The organism is Dulcicalothrix desertica PCC 7102, assembly GCF_003991905.1.
In the GTDB taxonomy this organism is placed as follows: Bacteria; Cyanobacteriota; Cyanobacteriia; order Cyanobacteriales; family Nostocaceae; genus Dulcicalothrix; species Dulcicalothrix desertica.
In genome coordinates, this window is sequence record NZ_RSCL01000013.1 from 184,915 (window position 1) to 203,456 (window position 18,542).

Annotated in this window: 21 protein-coding genes; 11 read left to right on the plus strand and 10 right to left on the minus strand. The window is 39.5% G+C overall.

The features are described from left to right. Positions 1-4: 4 nt before the first annotated feature. Entirely contained in the window at positions 5-568 is a 564-nt protein-coding gene (locus DSM106972_RS26350) for a hypothetical protein (RefSeq protein ID WP_186538537.1), read from the minus strand. Positions 569-793: 225 nt separating this feature from the next. Between DSM106972_RS26350 and petM the strand changes: the two genes are divergently transcribed. The 6 genes from petM to DSM106972_RS26380 all read left to right on the plus strand — a co-directional run bounded on the left by petM (position 794) and on the right by DSM106972_RS26380 (position 5,555). Continuing rightward, a complete protein-coding gene (petM, locus tag DSM106972_RS26355) occupies positions 794-901 on the plus strand; it encodes a cytochrome b6-f complex subunit PetM (RefSeq protein WP_127083479.1) in 108 nt (35 codons plus the stop codon). Between the two features lie 249 nt (positions 902-1,150). Further along, positions 1,151-2,146: an SDR family oxidoreductase gene (locus DSM106972_RS26360; RefSeq protein ID WP_127083480.1), complete on the plus strand. Its 996-nt coding sequence runs from the start codon at positions 1,151-1,153 to the stop codon at positions 2,144-2,146. Positions 2,147-2,245: 99 nt separating this feature from the next. Continuing rightward, complete coding sequence (locus tag DSM106972_RS26365; protein ID WP_127083481.1) at positions 2,246-3,163, plus strand: NAD(+) kinase; 918 nt, start codon at positions 2,246-2,248, stop codon at positions 3,161-3,163. 256 nt (positions 3,164-3,419) lie between these two features. Beyond that, positions 3,420-4,106 (plus strand): response regulator transcription factor NblR, encoded by a 687-nt coding sequence (nblR, locus tag DSM106972_RS26370; RefSeq protein ID WP_073621175.1) that lies wholly within the window; start codon positions 3,420-3,422, stop codon positions 4,104-4,106. Between the two features lie 145 nt (positions 4,107-4,251). Then, a complete protein-coding gene (locus DSM106972_RS26375; RefSeq protein ID WP_127083482.1) occupies positions 4,252-4,800 on the plus strand; it encodes a DUF192 domain-containing protein in 549 nt (182 codons plus the stop codon). A gap of 524 nt (positions 4,801-5,324) precedes the next feature. Further along, positions 5,325-5,555, plus strand: a complete 231-nt coding sequence (locus tag DSM106972_RS26380; RefSeq protein ID WP_127083483.1) for a DUF2949 domain-containing protein — start codon at positions 5,325-5,327, stop codon at positions 5,553-5,555. A 259-nt stretch (positions 5,556-5,814) separates the two neighbouring features. Here DSM106972_RS26380 and DSM106972_RS26385 read toward each other — a convergent pair whose 3' ends face one another. From DSM106972_RS26385 to lpdA, 3 genes are all read right to left on the minus strand, one after another. Continuing rightward, positions 5,815-6,063 (minus strand): DUF5340 domain-containing protein, encoded by a 249-nt coding sequence (locus DSM106972_RS26385; protein WP_019493685.1) that lies wholly within the window; start codon positions 6,061-6,063, stop codon positions 5,815-5,817. 103 nt (positions 6,064-6,166) lie between these two features. Then, positions 6,167-7,069, minus strand: a complete 903-nt coding sequence (gene trpC / locus DSM106972_RS26390) for an indole-3-glycerol phosphate synthase TrpC (protein WP_127083604.1) — start codon at positions 7,067-7,069, stop codon at positions 6,167-6,169. Positions 7,070-7,268: 199 nt separating this feature from the next. Then, a complete protein-coding gene (gene lpdA / locus DSM106972_RS26395; protein ID WP_127083484.1) occupies positions 7,269-8,696 on the minus strand; it encodes a dihydrolipoyl dehydrogenase in 1,428 nt (475 codons plus the stop codon). Between the two features lie 487 nt (positions 8,697-9,183). Between lpdA and DSM106972_RS26400 the strand changes: the two genes are divergently transcribed. After that, a complete protein-coding gene (locus DSM106972_RS26400; RefSeq protein ID WP_127083485.1) occupies positions 9,184-11,766 on the plus strand; it encodes a choice-of-anchor D domain-containing protein in 2,583 nt (860 codons plus the stop codon). Positions 11,767-11,805: 39 nt separating this feature from the next. Here the strand turns inward: DSM106972_RS26400 and DSM106972_RS26405 are convergent, their stop codons facing one another. The 4 genes from DSM106972_RS26405 to acs all read right to left on the minus strand — a co-directional run bounded on the left by DSM106972_RS26405 (position 11,806) and on the right by acs (position 15,686). Further along, a complete protein-coding gene (locus DSM106972_RS26405; protein WP_222596601.1) occupies positions 11,806-12,414 on the minus strand; it encodes a tetratricopeptide repeat protein in 609 nt (202 codons plus the stop codon). 237 nt (positions 12,415-12,651) lie between these two features. Continuing rightward, positions 12,652-12,882 carry a hypothetical protein gene (locus DSM106972_RS26410; protein WP_127083486.1) on the minus strand — a complete coding sequence of 77 codons (231 nt, stop codon included), beginning with the start codon at positions 12,880-12,882 and terminating at the stop codon, positions 12,652-12,654. After that, positions 12,866-13,498 (minus strand): hypothetical protein, encoded by a 633-nt coding sequence (locus DSM106972_RS26415; RefSeq protein ID WP_233787914.1) that lies wholly within the window; start codon positions 13,496-13,498, stop codon positions 12,866-12,868. Before DSM106972_RS26415 ends, DSM106972_RS26410 begins: the two co-directional genes overlap by 17 nt. 217 nt (positions 13,499-13,715) lie before the next feature. After that, complete coding sequence (gene acs / locus DSM106972_RS26420) at positions 13,716-15,686, minus strand: acetate--CoA ligase (RefSeq protein WP_127083488.1); 1,971 nt, start codon at positions 15,684-15,686, stop codon at positions 13,716-13,718. 130 nt (positions 15,687-15,816) lie between these two features. Between acs and DSM106972_RS53880 the strand changes: the two genes are divergently transcribed. The 4 genes from DSM106972_RS53880 to DSM106972_RS26440 all read left to right on the plus strand — a co-directional run bounded on the left by DSM106972_RS53880 (position 15,817) and on the right by DSM106972_RS26440 (position 17,270). Further along, positions 15,817-15,999: a hypothetical protein gene (locus DSM106972_RS53880; RefSeq protein WP_127083489.1), complete on the plus strand. Its 183-nt coding sequence runs from the start codon at positions 15,817-15,819 to the stop codon at positions 15,997-15,999. Positions 16,000-16,051: 52 nt separating this feature from the next. Beyond that, entirely contained in the window at positions 16,052-16,396 is a 345-nt protein-coding gene (locus tag DSM106972_RS26430; RefSeq protein WP_127083490.1) for a type II toxin-antitoxin system RelE/ParE family toxin, read from the plus strand. Then, positions 16,368-16,712 (plus strand): transcriptional regulator, encoded by a 345-nt coding sequence (locus tag DSM106972_RS26435; RefSeq protein WP_127083491.1) that lies wholly within the window; start codon positions 16,368-16,370, stop codon positions 16,710-16,712. Before DSM106972_RS26430 ends, DSM106972_RS26435 begins: the two co-directional genes overlap by 29 nt. 192 nt (positions 16,713-16,904) lie before the next feature. After that, positions 16,905-17,270, plus strand: a complete 366-nt coding sequence (locus DSM106972_RS26440; RefSeq protein WP_233787269.1) for a transcriptional regulator — start codon at positions 16,905-16,907, stop codon at positions 17,268-17,270. Positions 17,271-17,302: 32 nt separating this feature from the next. Here the strand turns inward: DSM106972_RS26440 and DSM106972_RS26445 are convergent, their stop codons facing one another. Both DSM106972_RS26445 and DSM106972_RS26450 read right to left on the minus strand, forming a co-directional pair. After that, a complete protein-coding gene (locus DSM106972_RS26445) occupies positions 17,303-17,989 on the minus strand; it encodes an N-acetylmuramoyl-L-alanine amidase family protein (RefSeq protein ID WP_127083492.1) in 687 nt (228 codons plus the stop codon). A gap of 44 nt (positions 17,990-18,033) precedes the next feature. After that, positions 18,034-18,531 (minus strand): GTPase, encoded by a 498-nt coding sequence (locus tag DSM106972_RS26450; protein ID WP_127083493.1) that lies wholly within the window; start codon positions 18,529-18,531, stop codon positions 18,034-18,036. Positions 18,532-18,542 lie beyond the last annotated feature (11 nt).

The following is an 18,542-nucleotide window of genomic DNA, read 5'->3' on the forward strand; positions in this document are numbered from 1 at the left end:
ATTATTAATTGATTATTAATGAAACTGGTGTTGAGGGACGTATCCGAAAACGGTTTTGATTATTCATGTTAATTCGACAATTTGCAGGAGTTGCCGAAAAATTACAAGTGTAAGTCCCAAGAAGTTCTTGCTGATAATTAAAAACTCGAACATTATAACCGTGACTGCGTGCATCATAACCTAAACGATTGATAAATTGATAGCGTTCAAGATAATCGAGAACACTCCAAACTTGCTGATTCACAATTAAATCAACGCGCGCAGAAGCTTGTGTAGTTGCAGGGTAAGCTATCCAATTATCAAGTAATTTAGTCTCCGAATTTTCTTTTGCCCACCACAAACTAGGAACTGTTGATTTATCTTGATTAAAGGTATTAGCTGTCGTGACACCTACAGGGTTTTTCAGCATATTTAAATCTAAAGGCAAATTTGAAGGCTTGATGACAGCTAATGTTTGTGCATGGACAGGTTGATGTAAGTAATTGGGAATAGAACTTAATAAAAGACCAGTAAAAGTAGCTACAGATACTTTAAAAAATGCCACACTAAAGTTACTCATCGACTGCATAAGTTGTTCAGCTTAAAATTTTTCTATATAGATTTACAATCAAATCGCCTAAAAACAGTGCCTTCTTCCATCAATTTTGATTTTGCACCCCAATTTGGCACCGATGAGGCGCCTGTGCTACAAGTACTAGTCACCAACTACAAATCATAGGTTCCCGAACGGATTCTCGTGGGCATCTGATAAAATTAAAATCGAAGTAAAAGTTTTGTAAAGGAGTATTAAGAAATGGGCGGCGAATTATTTGCAGCAGCAATATTACCCTTCGGTTTGATTTTCTTAGGTTGGGGTCTTGGTCAAGCACTGCTAAAAATCCAAGGAGCAGAAGAAGAGTAGAGTGCGCTCGTAGAAAGTGCTGAGTGCTGAGTGGGATATGAGTAACAACGAACGCACTCACCACTCATAACTCACCACTCATAACTCAGCACTCACCACTCAGCACTCACCACTCACCACTCACCACTCATAACTCAGCACTCAGCACTCAGCACTATATTGGTCAAAAAAGTTGCCATTTTATGTTAAAGCCCTTACATTCTGATAAGATTCTATTAATAAAGCTTAAAGTTTCGTAACAAGACCCTCATGACATTACTAATCGTCGGTGCCACTGGCACCTTGGGAAGACAAGTGGCTCGTCGTGCTATCGATGAGGGGTATAAGGTGCGTTGTCTAGTCAGAAGTGCTAAAAGAGCGGCATTTCTTAGAGAATGGGGCGCCGAGTTAGTGGGGGGAGATTTATGCTACCCTGAAACCGTGCAACGTGCCTTAGAAGGTGTGACCGCCGTAATTGACGCTGCAACTGCCCGCCCAACTGACTCGTTAAGCATCAAGCAAATTGACTGGGATAGCAAAGTCGCATTAATTCAAGCAGCGAACAAAGCTTGTGTAGAAAGATTTATTACATTTTCGATTTTAAACGCCGATAAATACCCAGATGTACCGCTAATGGAAATTAAGCGGTGTACAGAATTATATTTGGCTGAGTCTGGTTTGAATTATACGGTGCTGCAACTTGCTGGCTTTATGCAAGGTTTAATCGGTCAGTATGGAATACCTATTTTAGAAGGTCAACCCGTTTGGGTAACAGGAGCGTCATCACCTGTTGCTTATATGGATACACAAGATATAGCAAAATTCGCAGTCCGCGCTCTACAACTTCCAGAAACTTCTAAGAAAGCATTTCCGGTAGTCGGAACTCGTGCGTGGAGTGCTGAAGAAATTATTAGTGTATGTGAACGTCTTTCTGGTAAAACTGCGCGTGTTACCCGAATGCCAATAAATCTTTTACGTACAGTACGTGGCAGCTTGCGGTTTTTCCAGTGGGGATGGAATGTTTCTGACCGCTTGGCATTTACAGAAGTACTAGCTAGTGGTAAGCCTCTTGATGCTTCAATGGATGAAGTCTATAAAGTCTTCGGATTTGACGTAAGTGAGACCACAACCCTAGAAAGCTATTTCCAAGAATACTTTAACCGAATTATGAAGAAGCTTAAAGAGCTTGATTACGAGAAAAATAAATCTAAGAATAAAAAACAGCAACCAAAACGAACACCATTTAAAAAAGCAAATACTCAATAGTCAATAGTCAATCGTTTAAGACTAGGATGAATTTTGCTCAAAAATGTGCAACGATTAACATAATAAAAAGCGTCTTGTGAAAAGTTTGGATATTTGAGTGTGCCCAAAGCAGGCATTATTTACAACGACATTAAGCCGATAGCAGAACGTGTTGCTATCGAGGTTAAAGACAAACTGACCGCTGCTGGTTGGGAGGTTCAACTCGCAACTGGTGTAGGTGGCATGTTGGGCTATGCGACTCCCGATAGTCCTGTTTGTCATACCCCTATTTCCGGTCTTATACCCCCTGGTTTTGACTCTGAAATGAAGTTTGTAGTGGTTTTAGGGGGAGATGGAACGGTATTGGCGGCATCACGGCAGGTTGCCCCTTGCGGTATTCCGCTGTTAGCCGTCAACACTGGTCATATGGGGTTTCTCACTGAAACTTACCTCAATAAGTTGCCTCAAGCTATAGATACTGTGCTTGCAGGTGATTATGATATTGAAGAACGAACAATGCTCGCGGTCAAAGTCTTCCGTAAAGAAAATGTTGTTTGGGAAGCACTTTGTCTGAATGAAATGGTTTTACATCGAGAACCCCTAACTTCGATGTGTCATTTTGAGATTGTTGTTGGGCGCCATGCTCCGGTAGATATTGCTGCTGATGGGGTAATTGTTTCTACTCCTACAGGTTCTACAGCATATTCTTTAAGCGCTGGTGGCCCCGTTATTATACCTGGTGTACCTGTACTACAATTAGTCCCAATTTGTCCACACTCGCTGGCATCAAGAGCATTAGTTTTCCCAAATACCGACCCGGTAAATATTTACCCAGTAAATACACCGCGTTTAGTTATGGTCGTTGATGGAAACGCTGGTTTTTATGTTCTGCCAGAGGACAGGGTTTATTTAGAGCGTTCAGAATATGGCGCCAAGTTTATTCGTCTACAAAGACACGAGTTTTTCCGAATTTTGCGAGAAAAGCTAGGTTGGGGACTACCCCACATAGCTAAACCAACTTCGGTAGAGTTACCTTGATAAGCATCGCTTGTAGCCTGGGGTTTTAACCCCAGGAACAGTTTTATTTGTTGCCTCTTTTAATCAAAAATTAGAATAAGATATAAAATTTATCAAAATACCGAATGGAATCGTGGATACTTATACGTACTCCCACGTATAATCGTATGTCTCAAAATTGATTCAATTGTTTAATTTATCAACATCGACGGCGCCTAGACGTGATAAATCACGTCTCTACATCAAAATATAACTCCTGACTCCTAACTTTATAAATATGACGCTTGCTCACAATCCTTGTGTTTTAGTGATTGAAAGCGATGAAAGCTTGGCAAATCAACTTTCGTGCGATTTAAAAGAAGCTGGTTATGAACCAGTTGTCGCGCATGATGCTGGATGCGGGTTACGATATAGTCGTGAACGTGAACCAGCTTTAATTGTTGTTGACCGAATGCTTTCAGGTGAATCTGGACTTTCACTATGTAAAAGTATTCGTGGTTCTGGTACTCGCTCACCAATGCTGATACTAATGGCACGCGATACTGTTGATGACCGTGTTGCTTGTCTTGAGGCAGGTGCTGATGATTACTTTTTGAAACCTTATCGCTCTGAAGATTTTTTAAATTTAATTCGTCTGTACTTAAAGCCCGATGTAGATACTACTGAACAACTACGTTTTGGTGACTTAGTGCTTGACATCGCTACTCGTCGCGCTATTTATAGTGGACGCAATATTGATTTGACGATGAAAGAATTTGAACTTTTGAAGTTTTTGATGGAGCATCCCCGTGAAGTCTTAACACGCGAGCAAATTCTTGAAAATGTTTGGGGCTACGATTTTATGGGTGAGTCTAATGTTATAGAAGTCTACATCCGCTATTTGCGTCTCAAAATTGAGGATGAAGGTCAAAAGCGCTTAATTCAAACTGTGCGTGGTGTTGGTTACGTGTTAAGGGATACTTGAGAAATTATAGCGAATAAGCAATAATACTTAAGTGGTATCCAAGAGATACTCGTTTTAAAATTCTCATAAAAAATTTAGACTTTAATTACCAATAAACGCGAACAAAGATGTAGAATCGAGGTTTAAAATCTCAGAATACTCAATTATGTTACGTTTGCTACACTTGTCTCCGATTATTTTGAGTATTTGGCTAATGGGGTGTTCGGCATCTACAACGGCTAAAACTCCTACAGAGGCGCCAACTTCGTTATCAAATGCTCAAGTGACACAAAACACCAACAAAGGGCAGCAATTACCTATATCGGCTGTGGCTGTTCTGCCAAGTGGCGCCAAAATCGAATTAGAAGTTGCGAAAACACCAGAGCAACAACAAATGGGGTTAATGTATCGACCAGCATTACCTGATAACCGAGGTATGTTGTTTGCATTTGCTTCACCCCAACCAGTTAGCTTTTGGATGAAAAATGTACCAGTGAAATTAGATATGGTTTTCATTCATCAAGGTGTTGTTGAGTATATTACAGACTCCGCTCCACCTTGTACCGCAGAACCCTGTCCAACCTATGGTCCCAATAAATTAATCGACCAGGTAATAGAACTGCGTGCAGGTAGAGCAGCTGAACTCAAACTCAAAGTTGGCGACCGTATAAAAATACAACCGATCAGCACAAGTGGCAAATCCACTGCTGGCTAAATATACTTGGTTAAAAATGCTTCTTTACACATAGAGAAAATGCTGATATAAATATGTAACCAAAATGGCTTGAAACCCTTTCTGGGAAAAGATAGCATAAAATACTTGCTCAAGACAGTTATGATTTAGTTGTAAAAAAGTTTATTTTGGCGATAAGATTTGGTATACTGCTAGTCATTCAAAACCAGCACCGCAAGTTGAAGGTAAAATCTTAAACTTTGAGTATCAAAAGATATTCCTTTAGATGCAAGAGTTACAAGACCTTAATGATGCAATATAAGCAAATTAAAGTTTTGATACAGCGGAATTTAACGAGTGAAATAACCTAATTAAGTATATTTACTCACGTTAATAAAATAGATCAAAATAACGCCCATAAAATTTTTGGTTAAATTTTAGCAGTTTTGACATCAAGGAACTTATTGTTTGCTGATTCAAAGCTATTTTGTGAAAAATGTAGAGACGATTGTGTAGTGACAGATCAAATACTGGCAACTAGGCAATTAATATTTACTCACTGATATATGACAATACACACTACCCAAGGAGGTGAGAAAAAAATGTCACCATCGACATATCCCGGACTAATTGACTTTTTACAAGAGGATTTGGCAATTTCGAGTGCATCAATAGCTGTTGCACTTCGTCGTAGTCAACAAGACCCTGGACCGCTGCCAATGATTTTGTGGCAGTATGGGCTAATTACGTTAGACCAGTTAGAGCGAATTTACGATTGGCTAGAAACGTCATCATAAAAACCATACCAGATGTAGATAGAGAATTATTGTTGTATCGATAACAAATCTTGACAATGTAATAAAACCACTCAAATTTAAGATATTTAAGTGTTGTGAGTATTAAGAATTATTACTGAGTGAATTTACAGGCATTCAGAGGATTAAAGCTTATGTCAAACAAACTCAGGCAGTGGCAAATTTTGATAGATAGTATACAAAAGTGGCGGGTTAGCCGTTTAACCCGCTTTTAAGTGTAGTGATATTTAATGAAAGCTTATCAGCGGTCTGCTAGAGAAGTTGTATTGACGTGATTAATTGACCAACGGTGGTCTATCTCCATCGCAGAAAACTGGCAAATTTCTTCTAGGTGCTTCTGTTGGACAGCTGCTTTGCGAAGAGTAATAATAAGCTGGTTAACCTGCTGCCGCAGTGCCGGGTTTTGATTTACTGCTGACATTGTTTGCCGTTCTAGCAGTTGTAGCAGCAGTTCGTAATGAACAGGTGAAGGCAGAGGAATTTGATCCATGAAGTTTGATTCGCTTCGATTAAATATGGGGTATTAAGTCAGCAAAACGAGTAGGGTACTATTTGGAATTGTGACACAGAGAACAAGTTTTTGGGTAAAGTCCTTATTTTGTTGGTAATGAAGATTTGGCAAAGAGACTTTGAATTGCAGCTTCAATTTGAGGGTGTTTAACCAGAGATTCACCGATGAGGACAGCAGCAGCACCAGCAGAAGTCACGACATTTAAGTCATCGGGTGTATGAAGTCCTGATTCGCTAACCACCAAAATGTTACGTTCCTTTAACTGTTGACCTCTTTCGGAGAGTAATTTACAGGTGGTTTGTAAATCGACGGAAAAATCCTCTAAATTCCGATTATTTATTCCAACTAAACAAACTCCATCTAATGCTAGTACACGGTCAAGTTCTTCTAAAGTGTGAACTTCAATTAAGGCAGCCATTTTAAGGGTATTAGCAATCTTAACAAAATACTGTAAATCTTGGTCGCTTAAAATTGCAGCAATTAATAAAACTGCATCGGCGCCAGAGACACGTGCTAAGTACATTTGGTAAGGATAAATTACAAATTCCTTACACAGTAATGGTAAATCTACGGCAGTACGAATAATAGCTAAATTATCAAAACTACCTTGAAAAAACTTTTGGTCAGTAAGTACAGATAGACAAGAGGCGCCTGCACGTTGATACTGTTGTGCTATTTCTACAGGGTCAAAATCTTCTCGAATTACACCTTTGCTAGGAGAAGCTTTTTTAACTTCGGCAATTAATGCGGGGTTAGTTTTACCATCACTTATGGCAGCAACAAAATCACGTGTTGGGGGTGCAGTCATTGCTTGCTTTTGTAACTCGCGCAACGGCACTTTTTCGCGAAGCATTTCCACTTCAGCTTCCTTATGCCAAACTATTTCCTCTAAAATATTACTTGGTTCAGTATCTGGTAAAGCTGTTTGATACTGCAAAATAGACACTTTGACCGCTGGGTTAGGATTAATACGACGAATTTGCATAACAATTGAGTGATGAGTGCTGAGTGCTGAGTAGGAAGTGCTGAGTGCTGAGTAGGAAGTGATGAGTGCTGAGTAGGAAGTGATGGGTGCTGAGTAGGAAGTGATGGGTGCTGAGTGATGAGTAAGGAGTGCTAACTTCGTACAGACGCGATTAATTGCGTCTCTACTCAGCACTCAGCACTTTCCACTCAGCACTTTATTAAGCGACTGCGCGTTTATAAGCTTCGTCTAACACTTCGGAGAGTGTTGGGTGTGCGTGTACGAGGTGGGCAAGAGTGTGGACAGTTTGACGGTTAGCTATAGCTGCTGACGCTTCATGAATTAAGTCTGATGCGTGTAAGCCAAATATATGTACACCTAAAACTTCGCCTGTGTCTTTACGATATATTACTTTTGCCATGCCGTCGGCTTCACCTTCTGCTAAAGCTTTAGAATTGCCTTTGTAGTAACTTTTAGCAACTCCAACTTCAAAACCCAGTTCTTTGCCCATATCACGTGCGGCAGTTTCAGTTTTACCCACATAACTTACTTCTGGGTGGGTAAATGCTGCTGCTGGAATGCTTTCGTAATCAATTTGCTTAGTTCTACCGCAAATATTTTCAACTGCGATAATACCTTGGGCTGAAGCTGCGTGCGCTAACATCATTTTTCCTGTTGCGTCTCCAATTGCCCACAAATGTGGTACAACTTCACCACTGCTAAGAACAGCCATACTGTCATTAACTGGAATATAATTACGACGGTCAAGCTCGGCGCCTACCGATTCTAAGCCAAGATTTTGGGTTGCGGGAATTCTTCCTGTAGCCACCAAACAAGCATCAACTTCAATAACATCAACATCTTCTTTGGTTTTGAAATTAGCTAATTCAATTACCACGGGTGAACCAGGAATGACACGCTTGGCATATATACCTACATGAGTTTCAATATCACGAGGAGTAATTAAAACTCGTTCGGCAAGCTTGGCAATATCTCTATCAAATCCTGGCATTAACTGGTCTAGCGCTTCTATCATTGTGATTTCACAACCAAGCGCTGAGTATACATCAGAAAATTCTAAACCAATGTAACCACTACCAATAATTGCTACCCAATCAGGAAGTGTTTCTAACTTCACACCTTGGTCGCTAGTAAAAACTGTTTTACCGTCAACTTCGATACCAGGAGGCACAAAAGGAATAGAGCCAGGTGAAAGAATAATATCTTTTGCTGTAAAAGTTTTTTCTCCGGAATCTGTACTAACGCTAACTTTTTGACTACCTACTAGTTTACCCCAGCCTCGGATAATATCAACTCCAAGTCGTTTTAAACTATTCGTCAAGTCTCCCTGAATTTTAGAGACAAGGTTATTTGCATGGTTAGCAATATCCTCTCTTGAGAACTGGACGTTGCTAATTTGAATGCCCAAAGCTTTTAGGTGGTGGGCATTACGCAACTCACGTACTTTTCCAGATGCTGCCAGCAGTGCTTTTGAAGGAATACAACCACGGTTTACACAGGTTCCACCCATATCATTCGCTTCAATAATTGCTGTCTTTAAGCCACAACTAACGGCGTGGAGTGCCGCACCATGTCCACCTACTCCGGCGCCGATAATCACTAAGTCGTAATCAAATCCGTCACTCACGTTAATATACCCCGTGCGAAAGCCCTATATTTTAGAAGAATCAATTCAGCAATCAGTTTATTGTACAACTGGTACTAACTACTCAATTTTAGGGTGCCGCAAAACCTTTCTTTATGACTTTAGATACCAACGCAATGAATAAATTGATGCTTATAACCAACCAATAGTAGCATAAATCACTGCCATTTTAAGATTTTGATATGTTTATGGCTAACTATGACAAGCAATTACAAATTCTATCTCAGTAATTTTTATGTAAATAAAATTAGCGTTATTATTCATTAAATATGTATAAACACTTATGATGATTTTCCCAAGGCTTATACTACATTTGTAGTAAAAAGTAATCAGGATAGGCGCCGCTTTATTAAGTGTCCCTTGCAGACAACATTAAGTATGTACTGTTGTTATACAATACAAAACCACAGCAGTAGCTACTTACTAGGGTGCTTGAGGAAACTTGATAGTTTATAAGCGTGCAAAGCCAATGACTCAGCAGCATACAGAGGAACTTGCCAAGCAAGGGGATGTTAACGCGATTGAAGCTTTGATAAATGAATTGATTGAACCGAATGGAATCAAGGCAAAAGTTGGAGTAAAAGACAGTTGTTTGTATGTTGCTTGTCTGGGAGCAGAAATACCAGAAAGGCAAGCTCTAGTAAAATGTATTGGTAAAAGGATACTCAAGTTAGGTATAAAATCGTTGCAAAGCGCCAAGATTTATGCTGCACAGTGGGGTCAAAACAAGACTGTGTGGCAACAAGAAATTCCACTTAACCCACTTCGTTTAGATTTGAACAACTACGCTTCAGCAAAGGCGCCTGTAAATCCCCAGCCAGCGAAACAACTCAGTATAGGTAGGCACAAAGTTCAAACCTCTTCCAAAGGTATTATAGTCAGCAAAGCCCAACAAAAAGAGATTGAATATCATTCGCAGTGCCTTGTAATGCTGCCGCGTCCTTTGCCCAATTTAATTGGACGATTATCACAAATAAAAGGCGCCTTAGCATTGTTAGATACAAATCAATCTATCGAATTTTATGGTTCAGAAGGGTTAGGCAAATCGGCATTACTGAGGCATATATTATACTTTATCCACAAAAATTCAATTTTTACCGATGGTGCAGTTTGGTTTGGTAATGTATATTATTCGCAAGTTGATTTACTACAACATCTATTTGAACTTTTCCACGAAAGCGACACAACATATAAACCAACGAACTTAGAAACTCGCCGATTTCTTCACAATAAAAAGCTTGTAATTTTTTTAGATGACGTAAAGTTAACGTCCGAAGACATCCAGCAACTAGAATTAATATTACCTGATAGCCGCTTTATAGTAGCATCATCAAGTCAAAAGCTGTCTTCTAATTCTTCTATACAATTATCAGGGTTGTCAAAACGTGATAGCATAGCATTTATCACGCAGAAATTACATCAATCAATTAGTGCAGAAGAGTTAGTGACAGTAGAAGCACTAGCTAATTTGCTTTCAGGACACCCATATATGATGCAGCTTGCTGTAAATTGCATCAACAAAAATGTGTGTACATTGAGTGAGTTGGTGTTAAAGCTACAACCACCTGAAAGCAGTCAAAAATTGATTAAGCAAATTTTGAAAGTATTACCAACAGAACATCAAAATATTTTAGCGACGTTAGTAACAGTTGATGGAATTGGATTATCGAGGGTGCAAATCGAAGCTTTAAGCGAAGCTAACGATACATCAGAAATATTAGCCAGCTTGCTAGATTGGAATTTAATTGATACAGAGTTTAATCTATATTCTCTAAATAAAACTCTAGTATTAGCATTAAAGCAAGAGCTAGTTTTAAACTCATTTTACGAACGTGTACTCTCTAACTTCATAACTTGGGCAGAAAAATATCCTGAATTTTTAACCTTGGGTACTCCCAATGCTTTAATACCTATTCTTACCTGGGCAATTGAAACAGAACGCTACTCGAACATTTTGCGTTTAGTAAAAGCTGCTGAAGTTTCCTTATTCTTGAGTAAACGTTGGGGATTATGGAAACAAGTATTAAAGTACGGTTTGCAAGCTTCAATTGCTTTAAACGACAAACAGAACGAAGCTTGGATGCTGCACCAACTAGGAAGCATAGCTTTGTGCTTAGATGATACGAGTGTAGAAGCGCACAAATACTTAACAAGTGCGTTAAAAATCCGTGAATCTTTGAATTTAGCAGATGCAGTTGCAGCTACTAGTCAGAATTTAAAACTAGTAAAAATTTCTTCACCAGAACCAGATGAAATCACACAATATAGAATTAATCGAACGCAAACTAATACCAAATTACAATTTTTGGCTATTGCATTAATACCACTATTGTGTTCAGTTTTTGCCGGATTACTAGCTTGGTATGTCGTATCACATTTAATCACATCACCAGCACCAAGTGGCGCCTTATCGCAACCAAAAGAATTAACAAACGTATCAACATTTAACGTCAACACCAGCAACTTAAACTTTGGTAAACAGCGAGTAAACACAGAAAGTAAAAGTGAAACAGTAACAATTACCAACAATAGCTCAGTATCAATGCGAATTGCCGAAATTGAAACAATAGGCAAACAAGGAGATTTTGATATTACTAACAGCACTTGTGCAACCGCAATACCACCCAAACAAAGGTGTAATATATCAATAGTATTTGCTCCTATCGAAACTGGTGAACATCGCGCAAGCTTACAACTAACCGACAGTAACGGCAAAACATTACAGCAAATAATAATGAAGGGAATGGCAATATCAGCTATTCAACCAACATACGATATTCCAGTGGCGCCTTCTCCTATAATTCAAACACCCTTACCACTCCCAAAACCAAAACTAATATCACCTCAAACACCCAAAATAATTAACAATCAACACGGCATGGACACTCCATACACTGCACCAACACCAATTCAAACTCCCCAACAACCTATCGAACCACCACAAGCAATACAAACAGAACAACATACGGACACAGTAACCGAATCACCCGAAGTTTTTCCAAACATCGAAACAACACCCGAACCCACAGAAACCCCAATACAAGCAAACTAATATGTGGCACAGGCATCTTGCCTGTGCAGTACATGGGTATTAAGACACACTAGGGTCATCAGACTGCTTAATTTTCCTCAACAAACCTTCAATGCGGTTAACTCGGTCATTACGATTTTGTGACTTAAATATATTCAAAGCTTTATTAAGTAAAGCCACCGCTTCATCACGTTTATTGAGTTGAAGTTGCACTTGTCCCATATACATAAGTGCATCAGCATATTGGGGATTAATTTCCAACGCCTTACGGAATTGCGCCAAAGCATCATCCCATCGTTCTTGGTTAGCATAAACTAAACCAATCCCATTATAAGCAAGGGCATAGCGCGGATTCAGTTTAACCGCTTCAGTAAAAGATACAAGCGCATCCTCTGGCTTCTCCTGTAAATACAACGCATTACCGAGTTGGAAATGAGCGAAAGCATCTTTGGGAAACTTCTTAACTAGCTGACGTAGAGTTTCTTCGGCGCCAGTAAAGTTACGTTGACCCAAAAGCGAATTAGCCTTTTGAATTAATTCAGTCCTTTCAGCTTTTTCACGTTCTGAGAATTGAGCAAGTACCTGTGATGGCGCCATTACAGTCACAATAGTAGGTAGCACACAGTAAAATGGTACAAGTGCTGATATAATAAGGCTCTTGAGCTTCATAACACTCAATTGATTTACGGGTTTTTCCCTATCATAGTTTTATTCTCGTTCTACATGAGCCTTACTTGTGTCACTTATCACTCATATTCACTTAATTGCTTAAACCAAGTAGGACTCACCCAATTGCCACATAAAACGTAGGGTGCGTGACGCTAATAAAAAACTTCAACGTAGTTACAATAGTCACGTAATTATCTCCAATCTGGGAACGAAAATTGGGGAACGTGCATTACACCTTTAATGTTGAGGCGCGCTTTGTACCACGCTATTAGATGCAGCTTCATCCATTACTGCTATATCTTCATCTGTCCAATTTTCGAGCCAATCACCGTCAACATCCTCAAAATGATCATAGATGCCATCTATACCCTTAGCTAGTATAGACTCTCTTAAGCTTCTAACTCTTTGGAGAGCCTCTATTGCTCTTGTTACATTTTCTGAGATAACAGGCTTAAAGTTGGCGGACATAATTACCTTGTTCATCAATACTAGCTATATAATAACATTTATCGCTAAAATCATCACTACTCCTAAATACATACTCACCAATTTTCATTTCAGCTTCTACTAGCATTGGATTAAAGCTTATAAATAGTCCGCGTAGAATTCCCCAATATCTTAAAGTCGATAGCCAGTCATTTTCTTTGCTAGCAGTGAGACTAGCTCTAATACTTGTTAACTGGACGCACAAAACTAACTCTTTTCCACCGGAAGCTATTAAGTCCGTGGCCATCGATAAATCGGCAATATAAGGTTTTAAAGTAGCTCCACCCAAAGATTTTATATGTTTACAGATTTCAGAAATTTTAGAAGCATCGCTAGCTTCAAAGCTATCTGCCATCAAATTTTTCTTCCAAGTGTTTAGCTTAGGGTCTTTTTCAGTGAACCATGTAGGAAATAAATACTGATACCAGTATTTTTCTGCTGGCGTAAGTCGAGCAAATACTACATCTCTCTCTTCATCTGATAGTGATTGAATTGTAAGCCAAAAAGTTGTATCCTCTATCAATTCTCCAAGAAGACGTATAACATACTTTTTACGCATTAAAAGACCAGATTTTGTTTTAGCAATCCAACGCCTCATCTCATCCAGCCTTGATGCTAGATTGGGGTAAACGGGTTGGGCTTGGTTAATCAGTTTTACTAGCTCAAGCTTTATATTGTCGGGGCTTTGCACTATCTATATACCTACTTCTGTACTACTAACAGAAGTAATAATATTATTCAAGTGTCCTATAGTAAAGGGCGGGCAAGGATGCCCACCCCACAAGATTATAGATATCAATCCAAAATTGAAAATTCTAGGTGCCTTCACGCAATTTATCAAGAACGCTTCTATCTTCGAGTGTTGAAGTATCACCAGAAACTTCTTGACCTGCGGCTAAATTTCTTAAAAGGCGCCGCATAATTTTACCAGAACGAGTTTTTGGTAAAGCGTCGGTAAAACGAATTTCACCTGGACGCGCGATGGCGCCAATTTCTTGAACTACGTGTTGTTTAAGTTCTTTAATTAGTGCTTCGCTGCCTTGATGAGTTCCTTCTAAGGTTACAAAAGCTACTACTTCTTCGCCTTTTAATTCATCAGGTTTACCAACAACAGCGGCTTCAGCTACCGCAGGATGGGAAACTAGTGCTGATTCGACTTCCATTGTACCGAGGCGATGTCCTGATACGTTTAACACATCATCAACGCGACCCATTACCCAGAAGTAACCGTCTTCGTCACGTCTGGCGCCGTCACCTGCAAAATATGTATATTTACCATCTTGGGGAGGAATATGTTCCCAGTAAGTGCGACGGAAGCGGTCGGGGTCGCCGTATACTGTACGCATCATACCAGGCCAAGGATAACGGACGGCAAGATAACCACCTTCGTTGTCTGGTACAGAGTTACCCTCTAAATCTACAATATCAGCTTGAATACCTGGGAAGGGACGAGTTGCAGAACCAGGTTTGGTTGAAATGGCGCCTGGTAAAGGTGTAATCATAATACCCCCTGTTTCAGTTTGCCACCAAGTATCTACAATTGGGCAGCGTTCTCCACCAATTATTTTGTAGTACCACATCCAAGCTTCGGGGTTAATAGGTTCGCCGACTGTGCCCAGTAATCTTAACGATGACATATTGCGCGCGTTAGGATGCTGCTCACCCATTTTAATAAACGCACGAATTGCAGTAGGTGCCGTATAAAAGATAGTTACACCATATTTTTCAATTACATCCCAGAAGCAACCAGGGTTAGAAGCACGTGGTGCCCCTTCATACATTACTGTTGTGGCGCCATTAGAAAGAGGCCCATACACAATATAACTATGCCCAGTAATCCAACCTACGTCAGCAGTACACCAATATACATCGGTATCTTGTAAATCGAATATCCATTTAGTGGTCATGTGGGTATATAGGTTGTAACCACCAGTGGTATGCACAACTCCCTTCGGTTTTCCTGTACTGCCAGAAGTGTATAAAACAAACAGCATATCTTCGCTGTCCATTGGTTCAGCAGGACAGTCAGCAGAAGCATTTTGCTGTAACTCATGCCACCAATGGTCACGTCCTGGTTCCATTTTCACCGCTTGGGCAGTACGCTTAACTACCAGTACATTTTCTACACTCGGACAGGCGCCGTTATCTAAAGCTTTATCAACTTGTTCTTTCAGGGCAACAACTGCATCCTTACGCCAACCACCATCAGCAGTAATTACTATCTTTGCTTGTGCATCGTTAAGTCTATCACGCAAAGCTTCGGCACTAAAACCACCGAAAACAACACTATGAGGGGCACCGATACGCGCGCAAGCGAGCATTGCAATCGCCGCTTCGGGTATCATTGGCATGTAAATACCAATTCTGTCACCTTTTTTGGCGCCTAAACTTTTGAGAACATTAGCAAACTGACAAACTTCGCGATGTAGCTGTGCATAGGTGAGAGTCCGCGAGTCACCAGGTTCACCTTCCCAAATAATCGCAGCTTTATTTTTGCGCCATGTAGTTAGATGTCTGTCAAGACAATTGTAAGAAATATTAATCTTTCCATTCACAAACCACTTTGCAAACGGAGGTTGCCAATCAAGGACAGTATCCCATTTTTGAAACCAGTGTAATTCCTTTTGGGCCAAAGACGCCCAAAACTTCTCAGGGTCAGCCTTTGCTTCGTCGTAAAGCTTTTGATATTCCTCCAAACTTTTAATCTGTGCAGCTTGTGAAAACTCCGCACTAGGCTGGAATAAGCGCTTTTCTTGAAGAATTGATTCTATCGTTGATTCAGACATAGCAATAAATACAAAAGGGTGTTGTCACTGAACTTATTTTTAGCCAAAATTAACAGCTAAATGCTTTGATCTTCATTAAGGAAACCCAAAAAAGCAAGCTAAGTACAAATACAATTGCTCAAAAACTCTTGTGGAGCAGCCTTCCCAGGCTGCACCTAATACAAGTACTTATTATTACCACAGAGATACAGAGTACACAGAGAAAGGTATTGTAGAGAGTATGAAAGAAGCAAAGGCGCCAAAAATGAGCAAACTATTGATGCAAGCGACTAATATTAAATTTTCCTCAAGAAAAACTAAAAATCCAAAGTAGTTGCGAGTACAATTGTTCAAACTAACTACCTAGGGTATATTGCATCAGGGTTATGGAGGCGTTACCAAAAGAAATTCAGAACTATCGTACAAAAGACGGTAGAGAGCCTTTCGCCGAATGGCTTGATTCTTTGCGAGATATTCGTGCAATTGATAAAATCGAGAAAAGGCTCAAGCAAGTTCAGTCAGGCAGTCTGGGTACTTACCGTTCGGTGGGAGAAGGAGTTTGTGAATTTAAGATTAACTACGGTCCAGGGTATAGAATTTATTTTGGACAAATTGGTACAGTAATTATACTTATTCTGTGCGGTGGGGATAAAAGCAGCCAACAAGACGATATAAAACAAGCGAAAGAATATTGGAGCGAGTATGGAAAACGTAAAAGCAGCGACCAGTAGTAGTTATCGTGACTACCTAATTAGATCTCTTAAAAACTCAGAACGAGCAGCAGGTTACATCGGAGTGATGCTGGAACTAGACGAAGAAGGTTATGACCCTATGATGTTTAGTTCTGCACTTGAAGAGGTTGTAGAAGCACGCAAACAGTTAGGTACTTTTTCACTTGCTGCACAACAGCATTATGAAAAACTCGACAAAATTCTTGCTAAAACCGGTGGTGAGGAGATTTTAGCTTTGATTGAGTTTTTAGATGAACTTGGTTACAGAATTGCTGTTGCAGCTAAAGATGAGGAAACAACTGATAGTCGCGACTGAATATTAAATTTTTACCAAATCAAAACTGATAACATAGACTATGGGTTGGGTGAAGCGCCCGCACAACCCAACAAAAACTAATTAGTTTTTGGCTTAGTTCCTCTGCTAATGCATGTTGTTAACTTTGCTAATACAATATTCACCACAGAGACACAGAGGGCGCAGAGGGTAGAGCAAGAAAAGTTTTAAATATTGGCGCCTACTCTCAGAATTAATAATGCAAACCACAAAAAGACGATGGAAGATTTAAAGGCGCCAGCTAGCAATAGTTACCGTGAATCTCTAATTTATTCTCTTAAAGATTTAGAAGATGCAGGTGACTATATAGGAGTAATGCTGGAACTAGATGAAGATGGTTACAACCCAAATATTTTACGTTCAGCATTAGAAAAAGTAGTTGAAGCGCGCAAGCAGCTAGGTGACTATTCTTTATTAGCACAGCAACACCACAAGAAACTTGATAAAATTCTTGCACAAACAGGTGGTGAGGAGATTTTGACTTTAATTGAGTTTTTAGATGCACTTGGTTACAGAATTGCTATTGTAGCTAAACATTAAAGGATGTAGGTTAGTAAACGAATCTACCCAGTTTATTTTTTAGCGTTTTTAAACCACTCTACAATACTAAGAGCTAGAGTAGAAGCTAATTTTGTTTGTTCCTTGTTGTTCGTTATCCACTCAAATTCTTCAGGGTTACTGAAAAAACCCAATTCTAGAACTACTGATGGCGCCACTTCTGGACGTGTAAGTGCTAAGTTGTTCCAAAATACCCCACCTTCCGCGCGTCCGAGTTTGCGAGTTAGGTAATTGTGGATGAAAACAGCTAAACTTTTTGATTGAGGATGATACCAAAAAGCTCTTATTCCTTTCGTTTGTTCTGCATCCTCATAATCTTCGGCAAAAGTGTAATGTATCGTCACAGCAATGGTAGGTTGCTCTTGATTTATAATTTCTTGCCGCGCGCTCAAAGATAAATATTTATCATTATCCCTCGTCATAACAACTATTGCTCCATACTTTCGTAACTCAGCAGCTAATAGTTTCGACACTTTCAAGTTTGCATATGAAGCAAAATATCCAGTTGGATCTACAGCACCAGTTTCTTCACCTCCATGTCCTGGGTTAATGACAATTTTGACACCAGATAAAGATTTTTGACTTTTGGCTTTTATAACAGATGCTTGAGCAACATTTGCTTCATACTGCTGTTGAGCCAAAGTTGGCGAGACGAACAGCAATAAGCTTATAGGGCACAATAACAGCAATAATGGTTTCACTTAAACACGGTTTCAAATAAGCCGTTTCCATTGTATTTTGATCATTATATTTGTTTTTGTTTAGCTTCTGACTGCCATTCTTCAATTTTTATAGTTCCTGTCTCTTCTTTTAAATAATTTGAGTAATCAATTTTTTTGAATTCTTGAATAGTAGAGATATCAAGAATTTCATCTTCAACAAGTTGGGGCATTAATAAAACAGCACGATTTATATTTTCAAAGTTATCATTGCTACCCGCACCTGGTAAGTCAAAATAACAGAGATTACTAGCTAGCTTAAAATATCCTACACTGTCGGTACAGTCCATATGCCCTGTAGATTCCATTTTTACTTCTTCTAACAGGCAATTTCCTAGAGAGGTTTTCCCGGCGCCTGTACGCCCAGTTACATATAAATTTATAGGCGCCGCGAATAGGTCATTGTTTTCTCTAAAGGCGCCGACTAATTTGCTTGACTCTATATCACCGAGTTGAATGATTTTTAAGAGGTCTGGTTGGTCATGAAAAATTGAGCGAAGAGTTTCTAATGCGTTGTCTGACATTATAAGTATCC